We start from the raw sequence: 23,325 nt of genomic DNA, 5'->3' as shown, positions 1-23,325 counted from the left end.
GGCACGGTATGACTACCTGGCAGTGACTGTCAATGAGGAAGGTCGGTCGGTGGGCGTTCTCGACGGCAAGGTTGCGATCGTCACCGGGACCAGCCGCGGCGTCGGCGTCGGGATCGCGCATGAACTGCTCCGCGCCGGCGCCACGGTAGTCGGCTGCTCACGCTCGCCGCTGGACACCATCCCCGGCGTGGAAGCCGGCTGGGCGGCCCGAGCTTCGCAACGAGTGTGCGACCAAGGTGACTACCACTCGATCGACTCTCTCGTCGCCGACGTCGTGGCGACCCACGGCCGAATCGACATCCTGGTGAACAACGCCGGCGGCACCGTCCCGGCGCCGCATGTGGAGAGCATTCCCGAACTCGTCCAACGCATTCAGGGCGCGCCGCGAAGCGACGACGACTTCGAGCGCACGGCGCTGTTTCACGCTTACGCGGTGCAGATGAACCTCATCAGCCCGCTGTGGTTCGCCATTCGGGTGTACCGGCAGATGGCCACCCAGGACGGCACCGGCTGCATCATCAACATTTCCAGCGGTGCCGGGCATCCGGCGGGATCTCCGACGTTGGTCTCCTATGGCGCGGCCAAGAGCGGGCTCAATCACCTCACGCGGTCGCTGGCCGAGGAGTGGGGACCGAAGGTTCGTGTCAACTGCGTCGCGCTGGGCCCGACCATGACCGAGAACTTCCGGTCGTTCGTGCTGCCCAAAGACGATCCGACCGGCGAAAAGTACTTCGCCGCCGTCCCGTTGCGCCGCGCGGGGGAACCGGCGGAGGTGGGCCGCGTGTGCGTCTTTCTCGCGAGCGGGGACGCGGACTTCGTCAACGGCACGACGATCGAGCACGACGGCGGCATGCTGCCCGGCGTGCTCTACGACGCGGGCCTGAAGACGATCACCGATCTGCTGTAAGGAGATTCACGTGAGCAGCCTGCAACCCACTCCCGAACAGTTCGCGGCGCTGGCCGCGCGGCCGGCGGACGAACCGGTGGTGATGGTCAACTTGCTGAAGTTCAAGGCTGACGGCGGCCTCGAGCGCTATGCGCAGTACGGCCGTGAGGTCACACCGCACCTCGAACGCGTCGGTGCCACCGTGCTGTACGCGGGAGGCGCGCCGGCGGTGGTCATCGGCGAGGGCGAACGGCCTTGGTGGGACGCGGTTCTCGTCGTTCGATACCCGTCGCCGCAGGCGTTCATCGACATGGTGACCACTCAGGAGTACGCCAAGATCCACGAGAATCGTGCCGCCGGTTTGGAGCGCGGGGACCTGATCGCGACGTCGGCGTGGTCGGTCGCGTCGGAGTGATCTCCTGAGGCGCTAGCGGGTTGCTTCCCCGTGGGGGTCTAATTGGTGGATGGAACTGATGATGCCCACCGATTCGGTGTTTCTGCTGGGGGAATCCCGTGAGCACCCCATGCACGTCGGGGGCCTAGCGCTATACGAGCCACCGGCCGGCGCCGATCGGGGATTCGTCCGCGAGTTCTACGACCGGCTGGTCGCGCAGCAGGATTTCCAGCCCACCTTTCTCAAGCGTCCCGCCACGTTCTTCGGTGGAATCGCGAATCTCGCGTGGTCCTACGACAACGACCTCGACATCGACTATCACGTGCGGCGCTCGGCGCTGCCGTCCCCGGGCCGGGTTCGGGACCTGCTCGAGCTGACCTCGCTGCTGCACAGCAGCCTGCTCGATCGCCACCGTCCGCTGTGGGAGGCGTACGTGATCGAGGGCCTCAAGGACGGCCGCTTCGCGGTCTACACCAAGATGCACCATGCGCTCATCGACGGCGTCTCGGCCCTGAAGCTGATGCAACGCTCGTTGTCGCCCGACCCCGACGATCGCGAGATCCGGGCGCCATGGGGCCTGCTCAAACCCAAACGCAAGTCCGTCCCGTCGTCGCCGTTGAGCACGCTGAAACGGACGGCGGGAGGTGTTGCCGCACTGGCTCCTTCGACGGTTTCGCTGGCTCGCGCGGCGCTGTTCGAGCAGCGGGTGACGCTGCCGTTCGGGGCCCCGCGCACCATGTTGAACGTCAAGATCGGGGGCGCCCGGCGGTGCGCGGCGCAGTCGTGGTCGGTGGACCGCGTCAAGAACGTCAAGAAGGCCGCGGGCGTGACTCTCAACGATGTGGTCCTGACGATGTGCTCGGGGGCGCTGCGTTACTACCTGCTCGAGCAGAACGCGCTGCCGGACACCCCGCTGGTCGCGATGGTTCCGGTGAGCCTGCGCAAGGAACACGAGGCCGACGCCGGCGGCAACCTCGTCGGAGCCATCCTGTGCAACCTGGCCACCGACATCGAGGATCCGGCCAGACGGCTGGAGATCGTCAGCGAGTCGATGCGCAACAACAAGAAGGTGTTCTCTGAATTGCCCCGGTTCCAGGCGCTGGCGCTGTCGGCGATGAACATGGGTTCGCTGGCCCTGGCGGCGGTTCCGGGGTGGGTGTCGTCGACGTCGCCCCCGTTCAATCTGGTCATATCGAATGTGCCGGGGCCGCACGAGCAGCTGTATTACGGGGGCGCGCGGCTGGACGGCAGCTATCCGCTATCGGCGATCGTGGACGGCCAGGCGCTGAACATCACCCTGGTCAGCAACGGCGCCAATCTCGATTTCGGTTTGACCGGGTGCCGGCGCAGCGTGCCGCACCTGCAGCGCCTGCTCGCCCACCTGGAGTCGTCGCTCAAAGACCTGGAACGCGCCGTCGGGGTCTGAGTAACTAGATGCCCAAACTCAGCGCCGGTGTGCTGTTGTACCGGGTTAGCGACGGTGTCGTCGAAGTTCTGATCGTGCATCCGGGTGGCCCGTTTTGGGCGCGTAAGGACGACGGGGCGTGGTCGATCCCGAAGGGTGAGTACACCGACGGCGAGGACCCCTGGACGGTCGCGCAGCGGGAGTTTTCCGAGGAGCTCGGGCTGCCGACGCCCGCGGGGCCGCGCGTCGATTTCGGTCGGCTCAAACAGCCCAGCGGCAAAGTGGTTACGGCCTTCGGCGTGCGGGCCGATCTCGACGTCACCGATACGCGCAGCAACACCTTCGAACTCGAATGGCCGAAGGGCTCGGGCAAGTTGCGGGAGTTCCCCGAAGTCGATCGCGTCGGCTGGTTCCCGGTGACGCAGGCCCGCACCAAGCTGCTCAAGGGACAGCGGCCGTTTCTGGAGCGATTGATGACCCTGCCCGAGTTGGCGGGCTTGGACGAAGGGACCTGAAATGCAGACGGTACGGACACCCGGCGAACGATTCGACAATCTGCCCGAATTTCCCTATGCCCCAAGGTATTGCGACATCCCCGATGGCGACGGCGCTACGCTGCGGGTCGCCTGGTCGAAGATGGCCCGGAGAGCGCCGACCCCGTTCTCATGCTGCACGGTGAGCCGTCGTGGTCCTACCTGTACCGCAAGATGATTCCAATACTCGCAGCCGCCGGGCATCGCGTCGTGTGCCCCGACCTAGTCGGGTTCGGCCGTTCGGACAAGCCGACCCGCCGCGCGGACCACAGCTACGCACGCCACGTCGAGTGGATGCGGGCGCTGGCCTTCGATGTGCTGGACCTGCGCAACGTGACCCTGGTCGGGCAGGATTGGGGCGGGCTGATCGGATTGCGCCTGGCCGCAGAGCATCCCGAACGGTTTTCCCGCCTGGTCGTCGCCAACACCGGCCTGCCCGACGGCGAGCAGCCACTGCCCGAGGTCTGGTGGCGTTTTCGCGAAGCCATCACGACGGCACCGGAGCTGAACATCGGCGCGTTCGTCCAGAGTGGCTGTCGCCGCCCGATGAGCGACGAGGTGCGCGCGGGCTACGACGCGCCGTTTCCGGACGACGAGTATTGCGCGGGACCGCGCGCCATGCCCGGCCTGGTGCCGACCGCACCGGACGATCCCGCGTCCGCGGCCAACAAAGAGGCCTGGGCGAAGCTGTCGGTGAGCCCCACGCCGATGCTGGTCGCCTTCAGCGACAGCGACCCCATCACGGGGCCGATGGGCGAGATCTTCCGGCATGCGATGCGCGGCGCGCAGGGCGTCGACCATCCGCTGATTCGCGACGCCGGACACTTCTTGCAAGAGGATGCGGGCGAAGAGCTCGCCAACCACATCGCGGAATTCTTGAGCCGCTAGGGCTTTCGAAGTTTCAGCGCTCCCACGGCGCGCTTTCGTCCATCTTCTTGTAGTACTTCGCCAGGTGGCTTCGGACCCGGTCGATGTCGCTCTTGGGCAAGTCGATGCCGCCCCGGGCGCCGTCCATGATCGCGCCGGCGATCATCACCCCTCGCGGTACCGCTTTGAGCTTGCCGCCGATGACGTCGGCGAACAGCAGCTTGTACGCGGTGAAGTTATCTTTGTTGCCGGCGTCGTACCAGATGTGGGCATCGCGGTACTTCTGGTTCGGTTTGTGTTCCGCTCCGGCCCACTTCCGGACCCGCTTTTCGGCGGCGCCGCCGTCCCACTTGCGGTCGCGGTCGGCCAGCGGCAGATCCTTGAACGCTGTTACGGACATGTACCTCGCGTGCCCGTCGCGCTGGTGGGCTAAACCCTGGGTTGCTCGGTTAATCCACAGTTGGCGCTTCATCCACAGATGGGCTTTCGGGCGTCGCGGAGCGTCGGGACTCCTCACTAGAGTCGAAACTATGTTCGAATGCGCATTGCCGGATGTGGGCGGGCTGGCGCACGCCGACGATGCGGCATTGGCGGTGGCCATCACCCAGTGCGCGCGGGTCGAGGCGGCCGCCGCCGCACGCCGGCTCGCGGCCACCGCCGAGTTTGTGGGGCGCCATGCCGTCGGCCCTACCGACTGCGCCTACTGGTCGTGTGACAACTGGGATGCTATGGCGGCCGAAGTCGCTGCCGCCCAAGGTATTAGCCACAGCATGGCATCGGGTCAGATGTATCTGGCCGTCGCCTTGCGGGACCGGGTGCCACAAGTCGCGGCCCTGTTCGCCGATGGCATGATCAGCGCCCGGCTCGCGGCGACAATCGTGTGGCGAACCGACCTCATCAAGGATCCGGAGACGATGCGGCTGGTTGATGCGACGCTGGCCGAGAGCGTCGTGACATTCGGGCCGCTGTCGATCAACAAGACGGCGGAAGCCATCGATTACGTCGTGGACCGCTACGACCCCGGTGCCTTGCGTCGTACCCATGCCAGCGCCCGCGGCCGCGAGGTCGTGATCACCCCTGCGGGAGATCAGTCCGGCACCGCACAGCTGTGGGGTTCTCTATACGAGAGTGACGCGGCCGTGTTGGACCGGCGGCTGGATCAGATGGCGCACGACGTATGCCATGACGATCCGCGCACCATCGCCCAGCGCCGCGCCGACGCACTCGGCGCGCTGGCCGCCGGGGCCGACCGGCTCGCCTGCGGCTGTGGGAATACGGAGTGCACCGCTGGCGCGGACGCCGACGAGCGGGCGAGGAGCGTCGTCATCCACGTCGTCGCCGACGCGGCTGCCGTCGCGGCGAAACCCGGGCTAACGGCGGAACCCAGGCCGCCCGCGGCACGGCTCACCAACGGTGGTTTGATCCCCGCGGCGGTGCTGGCCGAGCTGATTCGTGGCGGCGCGAAGGTCCGGCCCGTGCTCCATCCCGGCGACGCTATGCCCGAGGCCGGTTATCGCCCCTCGGCCGACCTGGACCGATTCATCCGATGCCGCGATATGACCTGCCGGTTCCCGGGCTGCGACCGACCCGCCGAGTTCACCGACATCGACCACACCGTGCCCTATCCGATGGGGCCGACGCACCCGTCAAACCTGAAGTGCCTCTGTCGAAAACACCACCTCTTGAAAACCTTTTGGACGGGCTGGCGCGACGAGCAGCGGCCGGATGGCACCGTTGTCTGGACATCTCCCGCCGGGCGGACCTACATCACCCGTCCGGGCAGTCGCCTGCTGTTTCCCAGCCTGTGCTTGCCCACGGGCGAATTACCCACTGCCTCAACGACATATCGCCCGATCGGCGATCGCGGGCTGATGATGCCGGTCCGCCGGCGAACCCGCGAGCAGGACCGCAGGCGGCGCATCGACTCCGAACGCGCGCTCAGTGCCCCAGGCCCGGAACGATGTCGCCCAGACTGAAACTGACCGGCTGTTCGAGTTGTTCGTAGGTGCATGACCGTGGATCGCGGTCGGGGCGCCAGCGATTGAATTGGGCGGTGTGGCGGAAGCGCTGGCCTTCCATGTGGTCGTAGCGCACCTCGACGACCCGCTCGGGCCGCAGCGGGACGAACGACAGATCCTTACCGGCGTTCCAGCGGGAGAACTCGTTCTTGCGCGGCGTGCGCTCGCCGGCTTCGTGGGCCGCCCAGTTCCAGGGATGGTCCTCGAAGTCGGTGACCAGCGGCTGCAGCTCGATAAACAGCCGGCGCCGCTCGGCCATCGGGAAGGCCCCGATGACTCCGACCGACGCCAGCTGGCCATCGTCCTGATACAACCCGAGCAGTAGCGAGCCGATGGCGTCGCCGCCGGATTTGTGGACTCGATACCCGGCGACCACGCAGTCCGCGGTCCGCTCGTGCTTGACCTTGAACATGACGCGCTTGTCCGGCTGATAGGTGATCGCCAGCGGCTTGGCGACGACGCCGTCCAGGCCCGCGCCCTCGAATTCCTCGAACCATTGCTCTGCCGTCCCGAGATCGGTGGTGGCCGGCGTGACATGGAACGCGGGCCCGGAATCGGCCAGGGCGTCGACGAGGGCCGCGCGCCGCTCTTCGAACGGCCGCTGCGTGTAGTCCTCGTCGTCGACGGCGAGCAGGTCGAACGCGATGAACGACGCCGGCGTCTTCTCGGCGAGCATCCGCACTCGCGAATCGGCGGGATGGATGCGCTGCTGCAGCGCCTCGAAGTCCAGGCCGTGGTCGGTGGCGATGACGATCTCGCCGTCGATCACGCACCGCTGCGGCAGCTCGGCCTGTGCCGCCGCGACCAGCTCGGGGAAGTAGCGGGTCATCGGCCGCTCGTTCCGGCTGCCCAGCTCCACTTGATCGTGGTCGCGGAAACAAATGGACCTGAACCCGTCCCACTTCGGCTCGTATGACGCATCGGGCGGGATCGACCGCACCGACTTGGCCAGCATCGGCGAGATCGGCGGCATCACGGGCAAGTCCATTGGTTCATTGTGGCCTGCGGCATGTTGGAATCGTGGTGTGGCCGCACCAGCAGAAGAGGTCGACGTCGACGGCATCGCGGTTCGGCTGACCAATCCGGACAAGGTGTATTTCCCCCAACTCGGGTCGAACGGCACCAAGCGGCGGCTCGTCGAGTACTACCGCGCCGTGGCGGGCGGGCCGATGCTGGACACGCTGCGCAATCGGCCCACCCATCTGCAGCGCTTCCCGGACGGCATCGACGGCGAGGAGATCTATCAAAAGCGGGTGCCGCAGCATCATCCCGACTACCTCGAGACCTGCCGGGTGACGTTTCCGTCGGGACGAACCGCCGACGCGTTGAAGGTGACCCACCCGGCTGCGATCGTGTGGACCGCGCAGATGGGCACCGTCACGCTGCACCCATGGCAGGTGCGCTGGCCCGACACCGAGCACCCCGACGAGCTGCGCATCGATCTGGACCCGCAACCCGGCGTCGCCTTCGAGCAGGCCCGCACGGTGGCGGTCGACGTGCTGCGGCCCCTGCTCGACGAGCTGGGTCTGATCGGTTATCCCAAGACGTCCGGGGGCCGCGGCATCCACGTGTTCCTACGGATCGCCACCGATTGGGACTTCATTCAAGTCCGCCGGGCGGGCATCGCGCTGGCCCGTGAGGTCGAACGCCGTGCACCGGATTTGGTCACCACCTCATGGTGGAAGGAGGAGCGCGGCGAGCGTATCTTCATCGACTTCAACCAGAACGCCCGGGACCGCACCATGGCGTCGGCGTATTCGGTGCGGCGCACCCCGATCGCCACCGTGTCGACGCCGCTGGCGTGGGACGAGCTGGCCGGCGCCCAGCCCGACGACTACACGATGGCGACGGTGCCCGATCTCGTGGCCGGCCGCGACGACCCTTGGGCCGCAATGGATTCCGTTGCTCAGTCTATTGCGCCGCTGCTGGAAATGGTCGAGGCCGACGAACGACGCGGCCTTGGCGACATGCCCTACCCGCCGAACTACCCGAAAATGCCGGGCGAACCGAAACGTGTTCAGCCGAGCCGCGACACCGATCTCAAGGACCAGCGAAACTAGAGCCGATCGGCTGCAAATGCCGCGGCCTGGTTGGTCATCCCGGACTGAACATACAAAACGTGTGCGGTCGGGTTTCTCCCTTCGGAGCAGATCGGATCGTTGGGAACGCACAGGTCAATCGTCTTCGGGCGGTAGAGCGGGCTGATCGTCGGAAGCCGGCCGCCCCCAAGCGTTCTCGCGAAGTTACTTTCTGGATTCCCGAAGACGGCGACCGCGGCGACATGACTCGCTGCCTGGGGCGGCAGGTTGTCGGTGGCCATATCGATCACGCCCGCGCCTTGCGAGTACCCGCCGAGCACGATTCTGGTGTTGGGACAGTTCGCAACCGTTGACTGGACATGACCGACCGCATCGCCGGCCCCGGCCAACGAACTCCGCATGAAATCGTCGGTGGCGGGGTAGTTGACTGCGTATACGCCGACGGACCGGCCGCCAACACGCGACCTAAGGGAGTCCACGAATGCCTGGCCGACCCCTCCGACGCCGGGAGGTTCGTTGGTGCCGCGAGCGAATACCACCTCGACGTCGGAACACGGGCCCGCGAAGGCGTAGCGGGTATCGATGAACGCGGTCAGTGGCGTCCATGTGATGACCACCGCCGCACACAGGATGCGAGCGACGGTTCGTGCGCGCATTGCCAAATGCCGTATCGCTGCAATTCGTTGGGACCGAATGAAAGTGTAGTCGGCCCGGCCGGGCCAGTTTAGGCCCAAGTGCCTTTGCGCCGGTGAGCCAGCGCCCAGACTTCCATGATCAGCTTAAAAATGGATGGCCGCACCAGCCGGTTGAGCTTATGGAAGCGGCGGAAATCCTCGAATGCCGTTCGGAAATCCTGTTCGCTCGCTCGGTACTCCGCGTAAACGCGTTCCAACGCAGACTCATCCCAGGACTCATTCCGCGCGGCAGCGCCCAAGGTTTCGTAGACGGTGGAAATCCAGTCCGTGCCGAAGGAGTCTGTGACCGGGCCGCAGTGTCGCTGCCGACGGAGATCGTCTTGGAGGAACTCCTCGATTGCGCCGTCCTCGTCCCGGGCATCGAGGTCGATGGCAAGCGCCTCGGAAATCCGCTTTACCTCCCGGCGCCAATCCGCGAGAAGGTTGGCGTAATCGACGAACACTCGCGGCATGCCGCGCGTGTGTCTTTCGGCCACCAGATTGAATTTCAGCCACAAGGCACTCGATAGCTGCGCCGAGGCTCCACTGCTTGCCGCGACCGAGGCGATGACTTCCTGCGGATGGCGCACCGCGATCACGGTCACGACGTCAAATCCGGCCTGACGTGCCGCGTCGAACCACACACTGGACAGCACCGTGATCCGCGGGTCCTTGATCAGCACCAGCGGCGCGGCCGGCAACGTGGTCAAAAACGCCCGGATCTCGGCGATGCAGGCGGCCTTCGCTTCGGCATCGAACGGACCGTCCTCGTGGAGGCGTAGTGTCGGGTCGAACATGGTGCTGCCGTGGCGCCGCAAAATTGTTTCGTTGAGGTAATTGGCCGCGCGCGGCTCCCAATGGCCGACCGGATTGTCCGCCATGGCGCCCACCAGCTTGCCGGGCAGTGCACCACCGCACAGCGAGAGAACCCGCGTGAGCGCCGACGTTCCGGATCGGTTCATCCCCAACACGAACAGAATGACCGAGCGGGCCGCAGGCCCGCTCTGCGCGGCGACTGTGGTCAACTGCCGGCTTGGCATTAAGCGTGGCCGCCCGGCAGTGGCGCGCCGATTGCGCCCAATCCGATAGCCGCTCGCATGAAAAACAGCGCGGGACGACATTTGCTCACCAAGCCCTCCGTGTTTGGTGCCGCTGTGTCTGAAGTAAACATTTACATACTACGATGCATGTGTAAAGGTGAAATTAATACAATTTGTCTTGTTTGGCACAAAAACTATGATGCTCAGTTTCCTAGTGAGCGGTGGCCGCCCCTCAACAGCGCTTGGGACGGCCACCCTCGATCCAGCTACCGCACGCCGAAGTTAAAAGCCCGGCGGGTGCGGCGCTCCAGGCGGTGGCGGCCCATCCGGGCCAGGCGGCGGCGGTGGCGCAAGCGGTCCAGCCGGACCACCAGGCCCGTGCGGTGGCAGCCAAGGTTGGCCGGGCCCCGGCGGTGGGGGCGGGGGATCCGCACTGGCTATCCCAATACCGAAGCCCGCCGCGGTTATCCCAAGGGCACCCGCGAGCAAGGAACCAGCGATTACCTGTTTGATCTTCATGTTCGGCCGTTACTCCTATCTGCTTGTCGGTCCAACTGGCGCGGGCTGGGACGCGCTTGGCGGCGGTCCAGCCGGCGGAAGGCCGGGCTCCGGCAGTTGCGGGCGCCCCGCTGGCGGGGGCGGTGCGAAGGCCGGCCCGGGCGGTGGTGGGCCCCAGCCCGGTGGGATTGCCCACGCCGGTGGTGGCGGTGGCGGTGGCATGCCGAAGGGACCGGGCGGTGGTCCCCAGGCCAACGGAAGCAACAGCGCGGTCAGGATCGCCCCCACGATCAGGCCGCCGACGCCCGCGCCGACCGCGACGCCGACGGGGTGCCGTTGCACGACGGACGGTGGGGGCGCAGAGCCCCTCGGCGCCTCGGGTGTGTGTAACGGTTGCTCGTCGGCCATAGCTTCCTCCCGGTGTGCGAATTGTTGCGATGCGGGCGAAGCTAGGAAGCGAATCTGAAGCCAACCTGAAGACATCGCGCAGGAGCCCGGTTTCTTCAGGTGGATTTCAGGAAGCGGCCGAGAATGAGGGCATGAAACAAACATCCCGCCCAGGCGCAGGGGCCCGCGTGCTGGTCGTCGAGGACTCAGAGACGATCCGCGAAATGGTGCGGGAGGCGCTGACCGAGGTCGGGTACATCACCGCGGCCCGCACAGACGGGGCGGGGCTGGAGGATGTCCTGGAAGGATTTCGTCCCGATCTGGTGGTCCTGGACGTGATGATGCCCGGGCGCGACGGCTTCGCGTTGATCGATGTCATCCGCGACTGGGGCCACGCCGGCATCGTGTTGCTCACTGCCCGTGATGGCCTGCCCGACCGGCTGCGCGGGCTCGACGGCGGCGCCGACGATTACGTGGTCAAACCCTTCGAGCTCGCCGAGGTGATCTCGCGTGTCGGCGCGGTGCTGCGCCGCCGCGGCCGGCTACCCGCCGTTATCCAATGCGGCGACCTGACGTTGGACCTCGGCGCCTCGGTCGCCGCTCGGGCGGGATCGCCCCTGGACCTGACCGCCACCGAACTGCGGCTGCTCGGGTTCCTGGTCGAGCAGCGCGGCCGCATCGTGAGTACCGGGCAGATCCTGACCGCCCTCTGGGGCTATGACGCCTACGACGCCAACCTGGTGCATGTCCACGTCAGCGGACTGCGCCGCAAACTGGAGGCGCACGGACCCCGCATCCTGCAGACGGTGCGCGGCATAGGCTACCGCCTGCAACCAGTCCGGCAATGAGTGGCCGGCGCGCCGCGGGCCCCGCGCACACCCGCACGCCCTCGTTGCGCCGGCGGGTCGCCCTGATGGTCCTCGGTGTGCTCGGCGTCCTTTTGCTGGTGCTGGGCCTGACCATTGACCTGATGCTCGGGGCGCAGACCCGCCGCGACCTCCACGATCGGCTGATGGCCACCGCCGCCCGTGCCGACGCGTTGGCCGCCGCCAATGTCCCGCCCGATCGCCTGGTGGCACAACTCGAGGGCGGAGGAATTCGCGCGCTGCTCGTCGCCGCGGACGGAACCACTTACGGTGATCACGCCATCCACCCCGACACGACCAGCGGACCCACGGAACCTCCGCCTCCGCCGCCGCAACCGGGTTGGCCGGGACCACCATTGGGCTGGCCGCCGCCACCACCGGGCTGGCCGCCACCACCGGGGTGGCCCCCGCCCCCACCACCACCGGTCGCGCCACCCGACGCCACCGCCACCGTGGTGGTGCACTCGCTGACATCGGGCGGCCGGGTGATCCTGGTCGCGGACACCACCCAAACCACCGCGCTGATCCGACGGCTGCGCGAAGTTCTGCTGGCCGGCGGCCTGATCACGCTGATGGTGGCCGGTCTACTGGTCACCGCCGTCTCCCGCGCCGCCCTGCGACCTCTGGATCGGCTTACCTCCGTCGCACGATCGATCACCAGCGGCGACCGCGGCAGGCGACTGCGACCCGACCGCGTCGGCACCGAACTCGGCCGCGCAGCAGCGGCTTTCGACGGAATGCTCGACGCGTTGGAAGCATCCGAACAGCGCACTCGCCAGTTCCTGGCCGATGCCGCCCACGAACTGCGCACACCCATGGCCGGAATCGGCGTCGCTGCCGAACAGCTGATGGGGGCCGCCGCCCAAGGCGGCGAAGATGCTCGCGCGAAAGCCCAATACCGCCGCGCAGCAATGCTTTTGGCCGAATCCCAACGGGCCGGTCGACTGGTCGCCGACATGCTGGATCTGAGCCGCATCGACGCCGGGGTGACACTGGACCTCTCCGATACCGACCTCGTCGAGATCGCCGAAGCCGAATGCGAGCGAGTGGCCGTGCTCTCTCCGGATATCGCCATCACGCGCACGGGTGAGCCGAGTGTGCCCGTGCGCGCCGACCGGACCCGCGTTGCCCAGATCGTGTCGAATCTCGTCGACAATGCCCGCCGACACACCCCATCCGGCGGGCACATCGTGATCGATGTGTGCAGGGCTGGGCCGCATGTCGAGTTGACCGTCACCGATTCGGGCTCCGGTATCGCAGACTCCGACCGTGAGCGGATCTTTGACCGGCTTGTCCGTCTGGACCTAGCCCGCGATCGCGACCACGGCGGCGCCGGGCTCGGCCTGCCCATCGCCCGGGCGCTGGCGCGTGCTCATCGCGGAGATCTCGTCTGCGTGCCCAACGATCGAGGGGCGCGGTTCCGGCTCACCTTGCCGCCGCATCCCGGAGCGCCATAAGCGGGGCTGCTCAGTCACACGTCGCCGCGACGGCCGGACATGCAAAACAACAGATTTGCGAACACGACGGGCTGGCTTACCTGCATGGCCACCGTCACCACGTCATAGTCGGGGAACGTGGACACGCCTGCTCCCGGCATCGTTTTCAAGACGGCAGCCCAATGTGCTTGATCGTCGTCGTTGGTGGCGGCGTATAGCTTCATGTCTGACGCGCAGAACGGAAAAAGCTCGCCGACGGCGACGGCTTCGGCGATTGCCGTCGCGACGCCGGGTTTTTCCGTTATCCGGTAGTCATCCAGGCTGATCACGCCCCGCTGGCCGGCGTGCTTGGCGACGAGCTTGATGTCGCCCCTGGCGCGCTGATAGCTGTGGCCGCCGTCGATGTGCACGAAACGCAACGGCGGGAGGTCGGTTAATTGCGCCGAGTCACAAATTCTGATGTCGAGTTGTCGTCGGCTGTGAAACTGCTCCCAGTTGCGCCGGAACGCCGCGACATCCAGACCGTCGTAGGGTTCCCGGTCCTGGATGGGAATGTCCTCCTGCGACATCACCTTTTCGAACAGATCGCACGCGATGAGGCGCTCGTCCGGGCGCAGGCCGCAGCCCATCAATATGGCCGATTTACCCAGGTAGACTCCGATCTCGAGCATGTCTCCCGCGACTCCGCCGTCGAGCTGGTGGCCCAGGATGAAATCAAACAGCATGAAGTCGGCGGGGTAGAAGAAGCCGGGAATTTGTGCGGACGCGCGCGCATATCGTGCAGCGGTCTCGAGCTTCAGCATTGATGCAAGCGTACAACTCGGCGCTGGGCACTGAAACGGGTTCTCGCAGCGATCTTTTGGGGCGAAGGGCATCGCTGCGTTACATTTGCCGCGATGAAATTTGCGCTGGCAACCCTGGGAAGTCGGGGCGATGCCGAGCCGTACGCAGCCGTCGGTCGGGAGCTGCAGCGCCGAGGTCACGAAGTACGCATGGCGGTCCCGCCCGCCTATCTCGAGTTCGTCGAATCGGCCGGGCTTGCCGCGGTTCCCCACGGCGCGAACTTGGTCCGCAAATTCGCGCCGATGCCGAATCCGATCAGCATGATGTGGGAAATCTTGCGGGATGTCACCCAATACTGGCCGGAGGTGGGTACGGCACTGACGTCGTTGGCAGACGGGGCCGATCTGCTGCTGGCGGACCCAAGTCAACAAGGGCTGGCCGCCAATGTTGGGGAGTACTACGGCATTCCGCTGGCCACCCTGCACTTCTACCCGATCGAGGCCGGTGGTCCGGGCATAACCAAAGACGCGGAGGACGCCCACCGGTGGGAACTGGGCCTGCCGGAGGAAACAGGGCCGTCGGAATGGCTGGAGATCCAGGCCTACGACGAGCTGTTCTTTCCCGGGCTGGCCGCCGAATGGGCGAAGCGCGGACTCCGGCGCCCTTTCGTTGGCGGGCTGACGCTGGAGTTGCGGATGGACGTCGACGACGAGGTCGCGTCGTGGATTGACGCGGGCACGCCGCCGATCTACTTCGGCTTCGGCAGCGTGCGAGTCGCGTCTTCCGATGACGCGGTCGCGATGATCAGTGCGGCCTGCGCCGAGCTAGGCGAGCGGGCGTTGATTTGCAGTGGCGCAAGCGATTTCACCGACATCTCGCAATCCGAGCACGTCAAGATTGTGGACGCGGTGAACCACTCGGCCGTCTTTCCCGCTTGCCGTGCGGTCGTCCACCACGGGGGACCCGGCACCACGTTCGCGGGCATCCGGGCCGGAGCCCCGACGCTGATCCTTTGGGTTTCGGTCGATCAGCCGATGTGGGGTGCCGCGGTCAGCCGACTAGATGTCGGGACCGCGCGCCCCTTCTTCGAGACCACCCAGAAGCTGCTGGTCGCAGATCTGCGGTCCATCCTCACTCCGCACCGCGTCAGGCGGACCCGCGAGGTCGCCGCCCAGATGACCACACCCGCCGAAAGCGTCACCGCCGCTGCCGATCTGCTCGAAGACGCCGCCCGCCTGGGTCGCCGAGCCTAGTTCGGTCAAGTGGCGAACGCTGACAACCACGACCAGCGGCCAAAGCATTTCCGCCGTCGCGGCGGCGCGTTCGCTCAGCCCCACATCGATGCCGCTCCACGCATCGCAACACAGCCAGACCACCAGTCCGAACAGCAGCGCCGACACCGAAATGGCCCAACGCCTGCGCCGCGGCCAAGGCATCGTCGGGTCCGGCGAAACCGTGAGCACCGGCCAGATTGCCAACAGGATGACGCCCAGCCCGGTGGCCGCTATGTGAGCGGTGGCGGTGCCAAGCCGATCGGGCAGCGCGGCGGTCGCGAGACCGCAGCAACCGGCGATCGCCAACGCGATGCGCGGCAGGCCGGGCAGCACTCGTAGCCCGGCGGCGGTGACGATCAGGCAGCCGGCGCTGACCGCGAACCCCGCCGTCATGATCCAGTCGCCGCGGCCGGTCAGGGCCAGGGCGCTGAGAGTCTGGGTGAACGGGTCGTAGGAATCGATCCGCATCGAGCGCGCGATGCTGGCGCACGCCAGCAGGACGGTCGGCGCAGCCGCCGCCGACACCACAGCCCACCAAGGCGTTGTCACCCGCCTTGCCATTGTGGGTGGTTACCCGGGCTGACGCCCGCCGAACAGAATCGGCGGCACGGTTCTCAGCCTTCCTCAAGGTTGCGAACCGCGGTACCGGGTAGGCACCGCAAAGGATGCCTAGCGCTTGGATGGTGATGAAACCCCCGGCCCGCTGGATCAGCCGTCGACTGCCGGTGTCGTTGTTTGATGTAGCGCAGCTACCCGTGCGCTCTGTGGGCCGGCTCCTCGGTGCGGCGCCGAATCAGGCGCAGGTGGAACCGCCGCCGGGTGCCCCCCTGGTCGTGGTCGACGGCATGCCCGAGGGGGCACCTCCGGCGGCGCGGCGGCCCGAGCCGCAGCTACCGTCACCGGTCGGCTGGCCGTTCGGTGAGCACTTTCCGCGCACCTGCGGCACCGGCCGCTTGGCCGCTGGCGCGTCGTTTTGGACGGATTTCCTCTATGACGACCACGGCGCGACCGGCACGCGCGTCAGGCTGCCGGCGGCGGGACGCATCGTGCCGCCCAAGGGCACCTATCTCTATCCCGACGGGGCAGCGGCCCGCAACGGCGCCGATATCTTCCGCGTCGCGGTCGGCCTCACCGAAACCCACACCTGGTGGCGGGTCGACTGGAACACGCTGCAGGATCCGTCGGTGCCGATCGCGTTGTTCGCATTCGACACCGGCCGGGATCCCGGTGGCACTGGGCAGTGGCCCGCAGGCGCGGGTGTTCGCTCGGCCGGTATCGACTCGGCGCTGCTGATTTCGGGTGCGGGCGCGTGGCTGATCGACCTGGCGACGCGGACAACCACAGCGGTCGGACACTCCGTCGACGGGAACGCGCGGTCGTTTCTGGCGCAGATTCCGCGCGAGCTGGTGGAGCCGGCCGGGAAATGGACGGTGCGGCTGGTGTCCGGCCTGGCCAACCCGGCGGGTGACGGGTTCGCGGAAGTGCCTCCCGAGCGTGGGGCGCGGCCGCGTCAACCCAACGTCTACAACATCGCGTTCCGCCGCCACGAGCAGGAGCCGCAACGCTACAACTTCTGGCTGGACAAGGCGCAGGCTGAGGCGCTCGACGACGGCGACGTGTCGCAGTTCTCGCTGGCGGTGGCGTGGGACGAACTCGCCGCTGGCACAACGACCGACGAACCAGTGGTGACGGGCCCGTCGACGCGGTGGTACGTCTCCTCGGTGGAGCTTGGGCAGGGGATCGCCGACGCGGACTTGTTGTCCACCGAGCCGCAGTTCCTCGGGCGTGTACAGCCTTACTCGATCTGCCTGCCGAAGACCTTCGCACCGGGTAAGGCGCTGCCGCTGACGCTGCTCCTGCACTCGATAGCGATGGGCAAGAACCAGTTCGCCGCGGTGAATCCCCGCCTGGTGCAACAGATTTGCGACGGGCGCGACTCGGTGGTCGCCACGCCGCTGGGTCGTGGCCCGGCGTGTTGGTTTCTCGACGAGGGTGAGCTCGACCTGTGGGAGGTCTGGGCGCGGGTCGCCGAACAGCTCGGTACGGATCCCAATCGCACTGTGATTGCCGGTTTTTCGATGGGCGGCTATGCGGCCTATCGGCTGGCGCTGACATACCCGACGGCGTTTGCGCAGGCCGTCGTTCTCGCCGGGGCCCCCACCTGCGGGGTGCGCCTACTGCCCGGGATCAAAATGGCGGCCGACCGAAACCCGGACTCGCACTGCGCGCGTGAGGGCGAAACCTGGCCGCTGCTCCACAACGCCCGATGGTTGCCCTTCGTCATCGCCCACGGTGTGCTCGATGAGTTGGTGCCAATCTTCTCGGTAGTGCCGCAGGTGCTGCGGCTCGACCGGCTTGGGTACCGTTACCGCTTCGTGGCGTACCTGGCTGAAGACCACATCGTTCTTGCGGCGCAGGGCAAGTTCGACGACGCGGTCGCCCATATGGGCACCGCAACCCGTCACCCGGACCCCGGCCATATCACCTTCTCCTGGTACCCGCAGCTGGTGCGCACCGACCTGGGTATTGGGCCACACCGGGTTTGGTGGATATCGGGTCTGCAGGCGGATCCGCAGACCGCCTCCAAGCGGGGCGCGGTCGCCACAGTGGACGCCCGGTCATACGCCCGACCAGATCGGACGCGGAGCACGCGCCGGCGTGGCGGCCTCATCCTGAATTTCAAGCCGACGCCGGGGTTTTACGCGGAGCGGACCTGGCGGCTGGGTCCGCACCCCCAACCGCAACCCCGGCTGACGTTGCGCCTCACCGGTGTCGCTGCCCTGACTGTCGACGCCGGCCGGGCTGGGGTTGCGGCGTTGCCCTACAGCACGGTCACGGTCATCACCGACTGCCCGGTGCAATTAACCCTGGACAAGCTGGCGCCCGGCACCGTCGCGCGGATCGATGGTGCGTTTACGGATACGACCGTCGCGGTGCCACAGGGGCGACACGGGATCACGCTTGCTGCGGGCGGGGCCTTAGGGCGTGGCCGGCCAGAACCGCGATGAGCGCGCCCGCCGCACCCGCGACCGGCGCGACCATCGACGGCCCGGAGAGCACGAAGTAGCCGAACGCGATGCCGACGGAAAGTAAGGCCACCCGCATGGGTGTCCAGTGGGCCGTTGACGGCAGTTGGAAGGACAGCCGAATGCCCAGCAGCAGCGCGAGGATGTGACCGAAGGCGGTGAAGTCGGCTCCCAGGGCCGCGATCATCGCCACGCCGAGCCACCACCCGACCCAGGCCGCCCGCCAGCGCGACGGTATCGATGCCGTCAGCGCGCCAAGAACACACACCGCGCCGTAGCTGACCCCCACGTCGCTGGCCCGCGCCACCGACATCGGCAGCCATCCCGCCTTCAGCGCGGCGGCCAAACCTATCGCGACCAACAGCGTCGCGCCGATGTGACCGACCGTGAACGTGAGGACCAAACCCCTACTGCGCCAAATCAGTTCGCCGAGCGCCAGCAGGCACACCAAGCCGGGCAACCAGACATAGACCGCATCGCTGCCGTCGACGAAGGCGCTGCCGACCAGGGTGCCCATGTGGCCGTGGCGCAGATTGTGCAAGTTGGTACTCATGCGGCTCACGGCGGCCTCGCGCGCGTGCGGACCGAGCATGGTCAGCGTAAGAGAGACCCCGATCAGCAACAGTGCGTATCCGGCCGTGACGCGCAATCGCGCAACCGTCGCCTTCATACGTCAACGATGCTGGTTGGCGGCGCGATCGGCCACGTTCTTAACGAAGCTTTCACACGCGTGTGATGAATCTTCACAGATTGTCGGGGGCTCTTGACGAGGCAATCGTGATGCTGCTAGACATGGCCCTGCGCAGCAAATTGGGCGATCGCCCAAAAACAGCCCGGGCGGAGGGTGCAATGGGCCGGATGGACGGCAAGGTCGCGTTCGTGACGGGGGCGGCCCGCGGGCAGGGCAGAAGCCACGCGGTGCGGCTCGCGCGGGAGGGGGCCGACATCATCGCCGTGGACATCTGCCGCAAATTCGAGGCTTCGCCCGCCGACGGCGCGACGCCGGAAGATCTCGACGAGACGGCGGGGATGGTGAAGAACGCCGGGGGCCGTGTCGTCACCGCCGAAGTCGACGTGCGCGATTTCGACGCCCTGAGCGCCGTCGTCGACGGCGGCGTCGAGCAGCTGGGTCGCCTGGACGTCATCGTGGCCAACGCCGGTATCGGTACGACGGCGGGAAAGCTGCACAAGGCCGACGAGGCGCTGTGGCAGGAGATGATCGACGTCAATCTGAGCGGGGTCTGGAAGACGGTGAAGGCCGGCGTTCCACACATCCTGCGGGGCGATCGCGGCGGCTCGATCGTCTTGACGTCCTCCGTGGCCGGTTTCAAGGCCTACCCGCACGTCGGGCACTACGTGGCGGCCAAGCACGGGGTGATCGGCCTGATGCGATCGTTCGCCGTCGAATTGGGTCAGCGGATGATCAGGGTCAACGCCGTTCTCCCGACCCATGTGAATTCGCCGTTGTTGATGAACGAGCAGACCTACCGCGCATTTCGGCCCGAACTGGAAAACCCCGGTCCGGACGATCTCGCGCCGGTGTGCCAGAGCTTTCACGTCCTGCCGATCCCGTGGGTGACCCCCGAAGACATCAGCAACGCCGTGCTGTTCCTGGCCTCCGACGAAGCGCGCTACATCACCGGCGTCGCGCTCAACGTGGATGCCGGCAGCAGCCTGAAGTAAGGAACGCATCGTGACCGTCACCAACGACACGGACGTCTATTACGACCCCTACGACACCGGCATCAACGCCGACCCTTATCCGACCTACGCGCGGCTGCGCGACGAGGCGCCGATCTACTACAACGAGCGCTACGACTTCTGGGCGATATCACGACATTCCGACGTCGAACGGGCACTGGCCAACTGGGAGACCTTCTCCAACCGACGCGGCGACATCCTCGAGTTGATCAAGTCGAAATTCGACATGCCCGGCGGCGTCATGATGTTCCAGGATCCGCCCGAGCACACGGCACTGCGCGGGCTGATGTCACGGGTATTCACCCCGCGCCGAATGGCCGAAATCGAAGACCAGATCCGCGCCTATTGCGTCCGGTGCCTGGATCCGCTCGTCGGATCGGACGGATTCGACATCATCGCCGAGCTCGCGTCGATGATGCCGATGCGGGTGATCGGCATGCTGCTGGGAATTCCCGAGTCCGAGCAGATCTCGGTCCGGGACGCCAACGATGCCAACCTGCGGACCAAGCCGGGCGCCCCGCTGAAGGTCGCCGACGCCGACTCCATCGCCGACGGCCGGATCTACGCCGACTACGTCGAGTGGCGATCGAAGAACCCGTCCGACGACCTGATGACGCAGCTGCTCAACGTCGAGTTCGACGACGATGCGGGCGTGCACCGCAAGCTCACCCGCAAGGAGGTCCTGCACTACACGCAAGTGGTCGCCGGCGCCGGTAACGAGACGACGGGTCGGCTGATCGGCTGGCTCGCCAAGGTGCTCGCCGAGCATCCCGACCAACGTCGGGAGATCTACGAGGATCGGTCGCTGCTGAACCGCACCGTCGACGAGACGCTGCGGTTCGAACCCACCGGCCCCCACGTAGCACGTTGGATGGCAAAGGATTTCGAAATCTACGGCACCACCGTTCCGGCCGGCGGCGCGATGCTGCTGCTCTTCGGAGCCGCCAATCGCGACCCCCGCCGCTACACCGATCCGGACACGTTCAACATCCACCGCGACAACATCTCGCACATCACCTTCGGCAAGGGAGTGCACTACTGCCTGGGCGCCAACCTGGCCCGGCTGGAGGGGCGCGTCGCGCTCGACGAGATGCTCAACCGCTGGCCCGAATGGGACATCGACTACGACACAGCGAAATTGGCGCCGACGTCGACGGTTCGCGGCTGGGAGCGGCTGCGGGTGGTGCTGCCCTGAGCTCAGCCGCGGCGCGGCTTCGGTGTCGGCATCTCGTACCGGTCCAGCAGGCGGTTGACGAGCGCGACGGCCTCGTCGTGACCCCCGGAAGTGCCGAGCGCCTGTTCCAAGATGAGCATGCGGCCGATCGACGCGATGACGACCGCGATTCCCGCCGGTGGGAATTCCGTTGTGTCAAGCCCATGTTCGCGAACGACGAAGTTCAGTGCGGTGATTTGCATTTCGCGCCACCGCTCCTGCCACGCCGCGATCTCGGCCCTGATCTCCTTGCGGTGGTTGGCAAGGCCCATGAATTCCAGCAGCAGCCGGGTGTCCTTCGGCCCGATCAGGGTGTCCCACAAGGCATGCAGGGGCCGGTCGGAGGCCAGCGCCTTCTTTTGCCGCTCCAGATACGCGGAGGCGCCGCGCCGGAACACGTCCAGGTACAGCTCGTCCATCGTGGGGAAGTAGTAGTGCACCAACGCCGGTTTGACGCCGGCTTCGGCCGCGACCCTCCGCGATGTGGCCGCGGCGTAGCCCTCGTCGACCATGATCCGACTCGTCGCGTCGATCAGCATGTCGCGAGTGGTCATCGACCTACCTTCGTTGAGCGATTGCCCAAATCGTACTTGACCGTGGTGCGTCGGGGTGATAGGCAGGTGAGGCCAACGGACCTGAGCGATCGCTCAGCTTTCGCGGAGGGTGAGGAATTGAGCCAGAAGACGGCGGTCGTGACCGGCGGTGCGTCGGGCATAGGCCGTGCCGTCGCGGAACGGTTGCGCCGCGACGGATTTCACGTGGCCGTCATCGATCTGTCGCCCACCGACGACGGGACCGGACACGTCGCCGACGTCACCGACCGCGCGCAGGTCGATGCGGCGGTATCGGCGATCCGCGACGAGTTCGGCCCAATCCTGGTGCTGGTCAACGCCGCCGGGGTGGAGGGCTTCAAGAAGTTCTTGGCCATGTCCTTCCAGGAATGGTCCAGGGTGATCGACGTCAACCTCAACGGCGTCTTCCACACCATCCAGGCCGTGCTGCCCGACATGGTCGAGGCCGGCTGGGGACGCATCGTCAACATCTCGTCGTCCAGCACGCACTCCGGACAGCCGTTCATGGCCCACTATGTGGCGGCGAAGTCCGCGGTGAACGGGCTGACCAAGTCGCTGGCGCTGGAGTACGGGCCGAGCGGAATCACCGTCAACGCCGTGCCGCCGGGGTTCATCGACACACCGATGCTGCGCAGCGCCGAGAGCCGGCACCTGCTCGGCGGCACCGTAGCGGACCACATCAATCGCACCCCGGTTCGGCGCGTGGGCAAGCCCGAGGACATCGCCGCGGCGTGCGCGTTCTTCGTCTCCGAGGAAGCCGGCTACATCACCGGACAGATTCTCGGCGTCAACGGTGGTCGCAACACCTGATAAGCATTAGGTGTGGCTCCCAGTTTTCAGGACGTGATCAAGTCCAAGTACCTGCTCCTGACCACCTTCACCAAGGACGGCCGCCCCAAGCCGACGGCGATCTGGGGAGTGCCGGACGGCGACAAGCTGCTGGTCATCACCGACGACGGCTCGTGGAAGGTGAGGCGGATCAACAACACGCCCCGGGTGACGATCGCGCGCAGCACCGCACTCGGCAAGCCCAAGGGCGACCCGGTCGAAGGCGTCGCCCGGGTCCTGCCGAAATCCGAGACGCGGCGGGTCTACAACGCCGTGCTCAAGCGGTACTGGTACCACGCCTGGTGGTTCTATGCGCACTCGATCGTGCGCGGCGGCATCGACAAGGTGCACGTCGGGCTGGAGATCCAGCCCGCCGGTTGACGGGGCTGCTGGCACGCGGGCGCCGCGACACTAACACGCACAAGAACGCCGCGGCGGGTGTGCGCGGTTTCAGTCTCGGCGTCGCGGAATGGCGTCGACCGGAACGGGACTCGTAGCGTCGCTCTTGGGGTCGATCAGTATCTTCGCGTGCGCCTCCGGATCGCCCAGCGCGTCGAACGCGGCCTCGACCCCGGGCAGCCCCACCGTCCCGGTGATCAGCGGCGCGACGTTGACCTTGCCGTCGGCGAGCATGTGCAGCGTGTCGCGGAACTCCAGCGGGGTGTAGCCGAGCACGAACCGGAGATCGGTCTCCTTGTTGATCGCCATCGCCGGGCGGATGTGGTCCGAGCCCATGCAGACACCGACCACGACGATGCGCGAGAACAGCGGCGCGCCCGCGATGATCCCGTCGATAATGCCTGGGACACCGACACATTCGAAGATGATGGGGTGCTTCGGCGTCGTGGCGCCGGCGGCTTCGGCGGCACGCCACACGTGCCACCA

21 protein-coding genes and 3 pseudogenes are annotated in these 23,325 nt (G+C 66.7%); 15 read left to right on the top strand and 9 right to left on the bottom strand.

What is annotated here, in order from left to right:
- Nucleotides 1-49 precede the first annotated feature (49 nt).
- From A5736_RS25210 to A5736_RS25190, 5 genes and pseudogenes are all read left to right on the top strand, one after another.
- A complete protein-coding gene (locus A5736_RS25210; protein ID WP_076125437.1) occupies nt 50-907 on the top strand; it encodes an SDR family NAD(P)-dependent oxidoreductase in 858 nt (285 codons plus the stop codon).
- A gap of 10 nt (nt 908-917) precedes the next feature.
- Nucleotides 918-1,301, top strand: a complete 384-nt coding sequence (locus A5736_RS25205) for a DUF1330 domain-containing protein (RefSeq protein ID WP_076249173.1) — start codon at nt 918-920, stop codon at nt 1,299-1,301.
- 49 nt (nt 1,302-1,350) lie between these two features.
- Nucleotides 1,351-2,706: a wax ester/triacylglycerol synthase family O-acyltransferase gene (locus A5736_RS25200; RefSeq protein WP_076249172.1), complete on the top strand. Its 1,356-nt coding sequence runs from the start codon at nt 1,351-1,353 to the stop codon at nt 2,704-2,706.
- A gap of 8 nt (nt 2,707-2,714) precedes the next feature.
- On the top strand, nt 2,715-3,200 hold the full coding sequence (locus A5736_RS25195; RefSeq protein WP_076249171.1) for an NUDIX domain-containing protein: 486 nt from the start codon (nt 2,715-2,717) through the stop codon (nt 3,198-3,200).
- Nucleotide 3,201: 1 nt separating this feature from the next.
- A pseudogene (locus A5736_RS25190) lies at nt 3,202-4,106 on the top strand (haloalkane dehalogenase).
- 13 nt (nt 4,107-4,119) lie between these two features.
- Here the strand turns inward: A5736_RS25190 and A5736_RS25185 are convergent.
- Complete coding sequence (locus A5736_RS25185) at nt 4,120-4,485, bottom strand: hypothetical protein (protein WP_076125193.1); 366 nt, start codon at nt 4,483-4,485, stop codon at nt 4,120-4,122.
- A gap of 130 nt (nt 4,486-4,615) precedes the next feature.
- Here A5736_RS25185 and A5736_RS25180 point away from each other — a divergent pair, with 130 nt between their 5' ends.
- Nucleotides 4,616-6,061, top strand: coding sequence for an HNH endonuclease signature motif containing protein (locus A5736_RS25180; protein ID WP_076249170.1), 1,446 nt, complete (start codon nt 4,616-4,618; stop codon nt 6,059-6,061).
- On the opposite strand, the gene A5736_RS25175 is transcribed toward A5736_RS25180, so the two are convergent.
- On the bottom strand, nt 6,024-7,091 hold the full coding sequence (locus tag A5736_RS25175) for an ATP-dependent DNA ligase (protein WP_076249169.1): 1,068 nt from the start codon (nt 7,089-7,091) through the stop codon (nt 6,024-6,026). The genes A5736_RS25180 and A5736_RS25175 overlap by 38 nt on opposite strands.
- A gap of 37 nt (nt 7,092-7,128) precedes the next feature.
- On the opposite strand from A5736_RS25175, the gene ligD reads away from it, so the two are divergent.
- Nucleotides 7,129-8,163 carry a non-homologous end-joining DNA ligase gene (ligD, locus tag A5736_RS25170; RefSeq protein WP_076249199.1) on the top strand — a complete coding sequence of 345 codons (1,035 nt, stop codon included), beginning with the start codon at nt 7,129-7,131 and terminating at the stop codon, nt 8,161-8,163.
- On the opposite strand, the gene A5736_RS25165 is transcribed toward ligD, so the two are convergent.
- Both A5736_RS25165 and A5736_RS25160 read right to left on the bottom strand, forming a co-directional pair.
- Complete coding sequence (locus A5736_RS25165) at nt 8,160-8,798, bottom strand: cutinase family protein (RefSeq protein WP_076249168.1); 639 nt, start codon at nt 8,796-8,798, stop codon at nt 8,160-8,162. The genes ligD and A5736_RS25165 overlap by 4 nt on opposite strands.
- Nucleotides 8,799-8,866: 68 nt before the next feature.
- A complete protein-coding gene (locus tag A5736_RS25160; protein WP_083667740.1) occupies nt 8,867-9,856 on the bottom strand; it encodes a sulfotransferase family protein in 990 nt (329 codons plus the stop codon).
- Nucleotides 9,857-10,893: 1,037 nt separating this feature from the next.
- On the opposite strand from A5736_RS25160, the gene A5736_RS25145 reads away from it, so the two are divergent.
- Nucleotides 10,894-11,589: a response regulator transcription factor gene (locus A5736_RS25145; RefSeq protein ID WP_076125207.1), complete on the top strand. Its 696-nt coding sequence runs from the start codon at nt 10,894-10,896 to the stop codon at nt 11,587-11,589.
- A complete protein-coding gene (locus A5736_RS25140) occupies nt 11,586-13,064 on the top strand; it encodes an ATP-binding protein (RefSeq protein WP_076249166.1) in 1,479 nt (492 codons plus the stop codon). Before A5736_RS25145 ends, A5736_RS25140 begins: the two co-directional genes overlap by 4 nt.
- Before the next feature lie 14 nt (nt 13,065-13,078).
- Here A5736_RS25140 and A5736_RS25135 read toward each other — a convergent pair whose 3' ends face one another.
- Nucleotides 13,079-13,846 carry a class I SAM-dependent methyltransferase gene (locus A5736_RS25135; protein WP_076249165.1) on the bottom strand — a complete coding sequence of 256 codons (768 nt, stop codon included), beginning with the start codon at nt 13,844-13,846 and terminating at the stop codon, nt 13,079-13,081.
- A 93-nt stretch (nt 13,847-13,939) separates the two neighbouring features.
- Between A5736_RS25135 and A5736_RS25130 the strand changes: the two genes are divergently transcribed.
- Nucleotides 13,940-15,079, top strand: coding sequence for a glycosyltransferase (locus A5736_RS25130; RefSeq protein WP_076249164.1), 1,140 nt, complete (start codon nt 13,940-13,942; stop codon nt 15,077-15,079).
- 33 nt (nt 15,080-15,112) lie between these two features.
- Here the strand turns inward: A5736_RS25130 and A5736_RS27005 are convergent.
- Nucleotides 15,113-15,661 (bottom strand): annotated as a pseudogene (locus A5736_RS27005) (DUF998 domain-containing protein); the annotation flags it as partial.
- A gap of 119 nt (nt 15,662-15,780) precedes the next feature.
- On the opposite strand from A5736_RS27005, the gene A5736_RS25120 reads away from it, so the two are divergent.
- The gene (locus tag A5736_RS25120) at nt 15,781-18,108 is read left to right on the top strand and encodes an alpha/beta hydrolase-fold protein (RefSeq protein WP_254848453.1); all 2,328 of its coding nucleotides are present in this window, start codon (nt 15,781-15,783) and stop codon (nt 18,106-18,108) included.
- Here the strand turns inward: A5736_RS25120 and A5736_RS25115 are convergent.
- Nucleotides 18,056-18,796 carry a rhomboid-like protein gene (locus A5736_RS25115; protein WP_254848452.1) on the bottom strand — a complete coding sequence of 247 codons (741 nt, stop codon included), beginning with the start codon at nt 18,794-18,796 and terminating at the stop codon, nt 18,056-18,058. The two genes, A5736_RS25120 and A5736_RS25115, sit on opposite strands and share 53 nt — an antisense overlap.
- Before the next feature lie 179 nt (nt 18,797-18,975).
- Between A5736_RS25115 and A5736_RS25110 the strand changes: the two genes are divergently transcribed.
- Both A5736_RS25110 and A5736_RS25105 read left to right on the top strand, forming a co-directional pair.
- Nucleotides 18,976-19,809, top strand: coding sequence for a mycofactocin-coupled SDR family oxidoreductase (locus A5736_RS25110; RefSeq protein WP_076125217.1), 834 nt, complete (start codon nt 18,976-18,978; stop codon nt 19,807-19,809).
- 10 nt (nt 19,810-19,819) lie between these two features.
- Entirely contained in the window at nt 19,820-21,022 is a 1,203-nt protein-coding gene (locus tag A5736_RS25105) for a cytochrome P450 (protein ID WP_076249162.1), read from the top strand.
- 2 nt (nt 21,023-21,024) lie between these two features.
- On the opposite strand, the gene A5736_RS25100 is transcribed toward A5736_RS25105, so the two are convergent.
- Complete coding sequence (locus tag A5736_RS25100) at nt 21,025-21,579, bottom strand: TetR/AcrR family transcriptional regulator (protein ID WP_076249196.1); 555 nt, start codon at nt 21,577-21,579, stop codon at nt 21,025-21,027.
- 132 nt (nt 21,580-21,711) lie between these two features.
- Between A5736_RS25100 and A5736_RS25095 the strand changes: the two genes are divergently transcribed.
- Nucleotides 21,712-22,422, top strand: coding sequence for an SDR family NAD(P)-dependent oxidoreductase (locus A5736_RS25095; protein WP_076249161.1), 711 nt, complete (start codon nt 21,712-21,714; stop codon nt 22,420-22,422).
- Between the two features lie 12 nt (nt 22,423-22,434).
- A complete protein-coding gene (locus tag A5736_RS25090; protein ID WP_076125223.1) occupies nt 22,435-22,821 on the top strand; it encodes a PPOX class F420-dependent oxidoreductase in 387 nt (128 codons plus the stop codon).
- Nucleotides 22,822-22,890: 69 nt separating this feature from the next.
- Here the strand turns inward: A5736_RS25090 and A5736_RS25085 are convergent.
- Nucleotides 22,891-23,325: pseudogene (locus A5736_RS25085) on the bottom strand (alcohol dehydrogenase); the annotation flags it as partial.

It is taken from the genome of Mycobacterium sp. SP-6446 (assembly GCF_001954045.1).
Classification (GTDB): Bacteria; Actinomycetota; Actinomycetes; order Mycobacteriales; family Mycobacteriaceae; genus Mycobacterium.
Note: the sequence above shows the minus strand (reverse complement) of the source record. Positions and strands in the feature narration are given on the sequence as shown.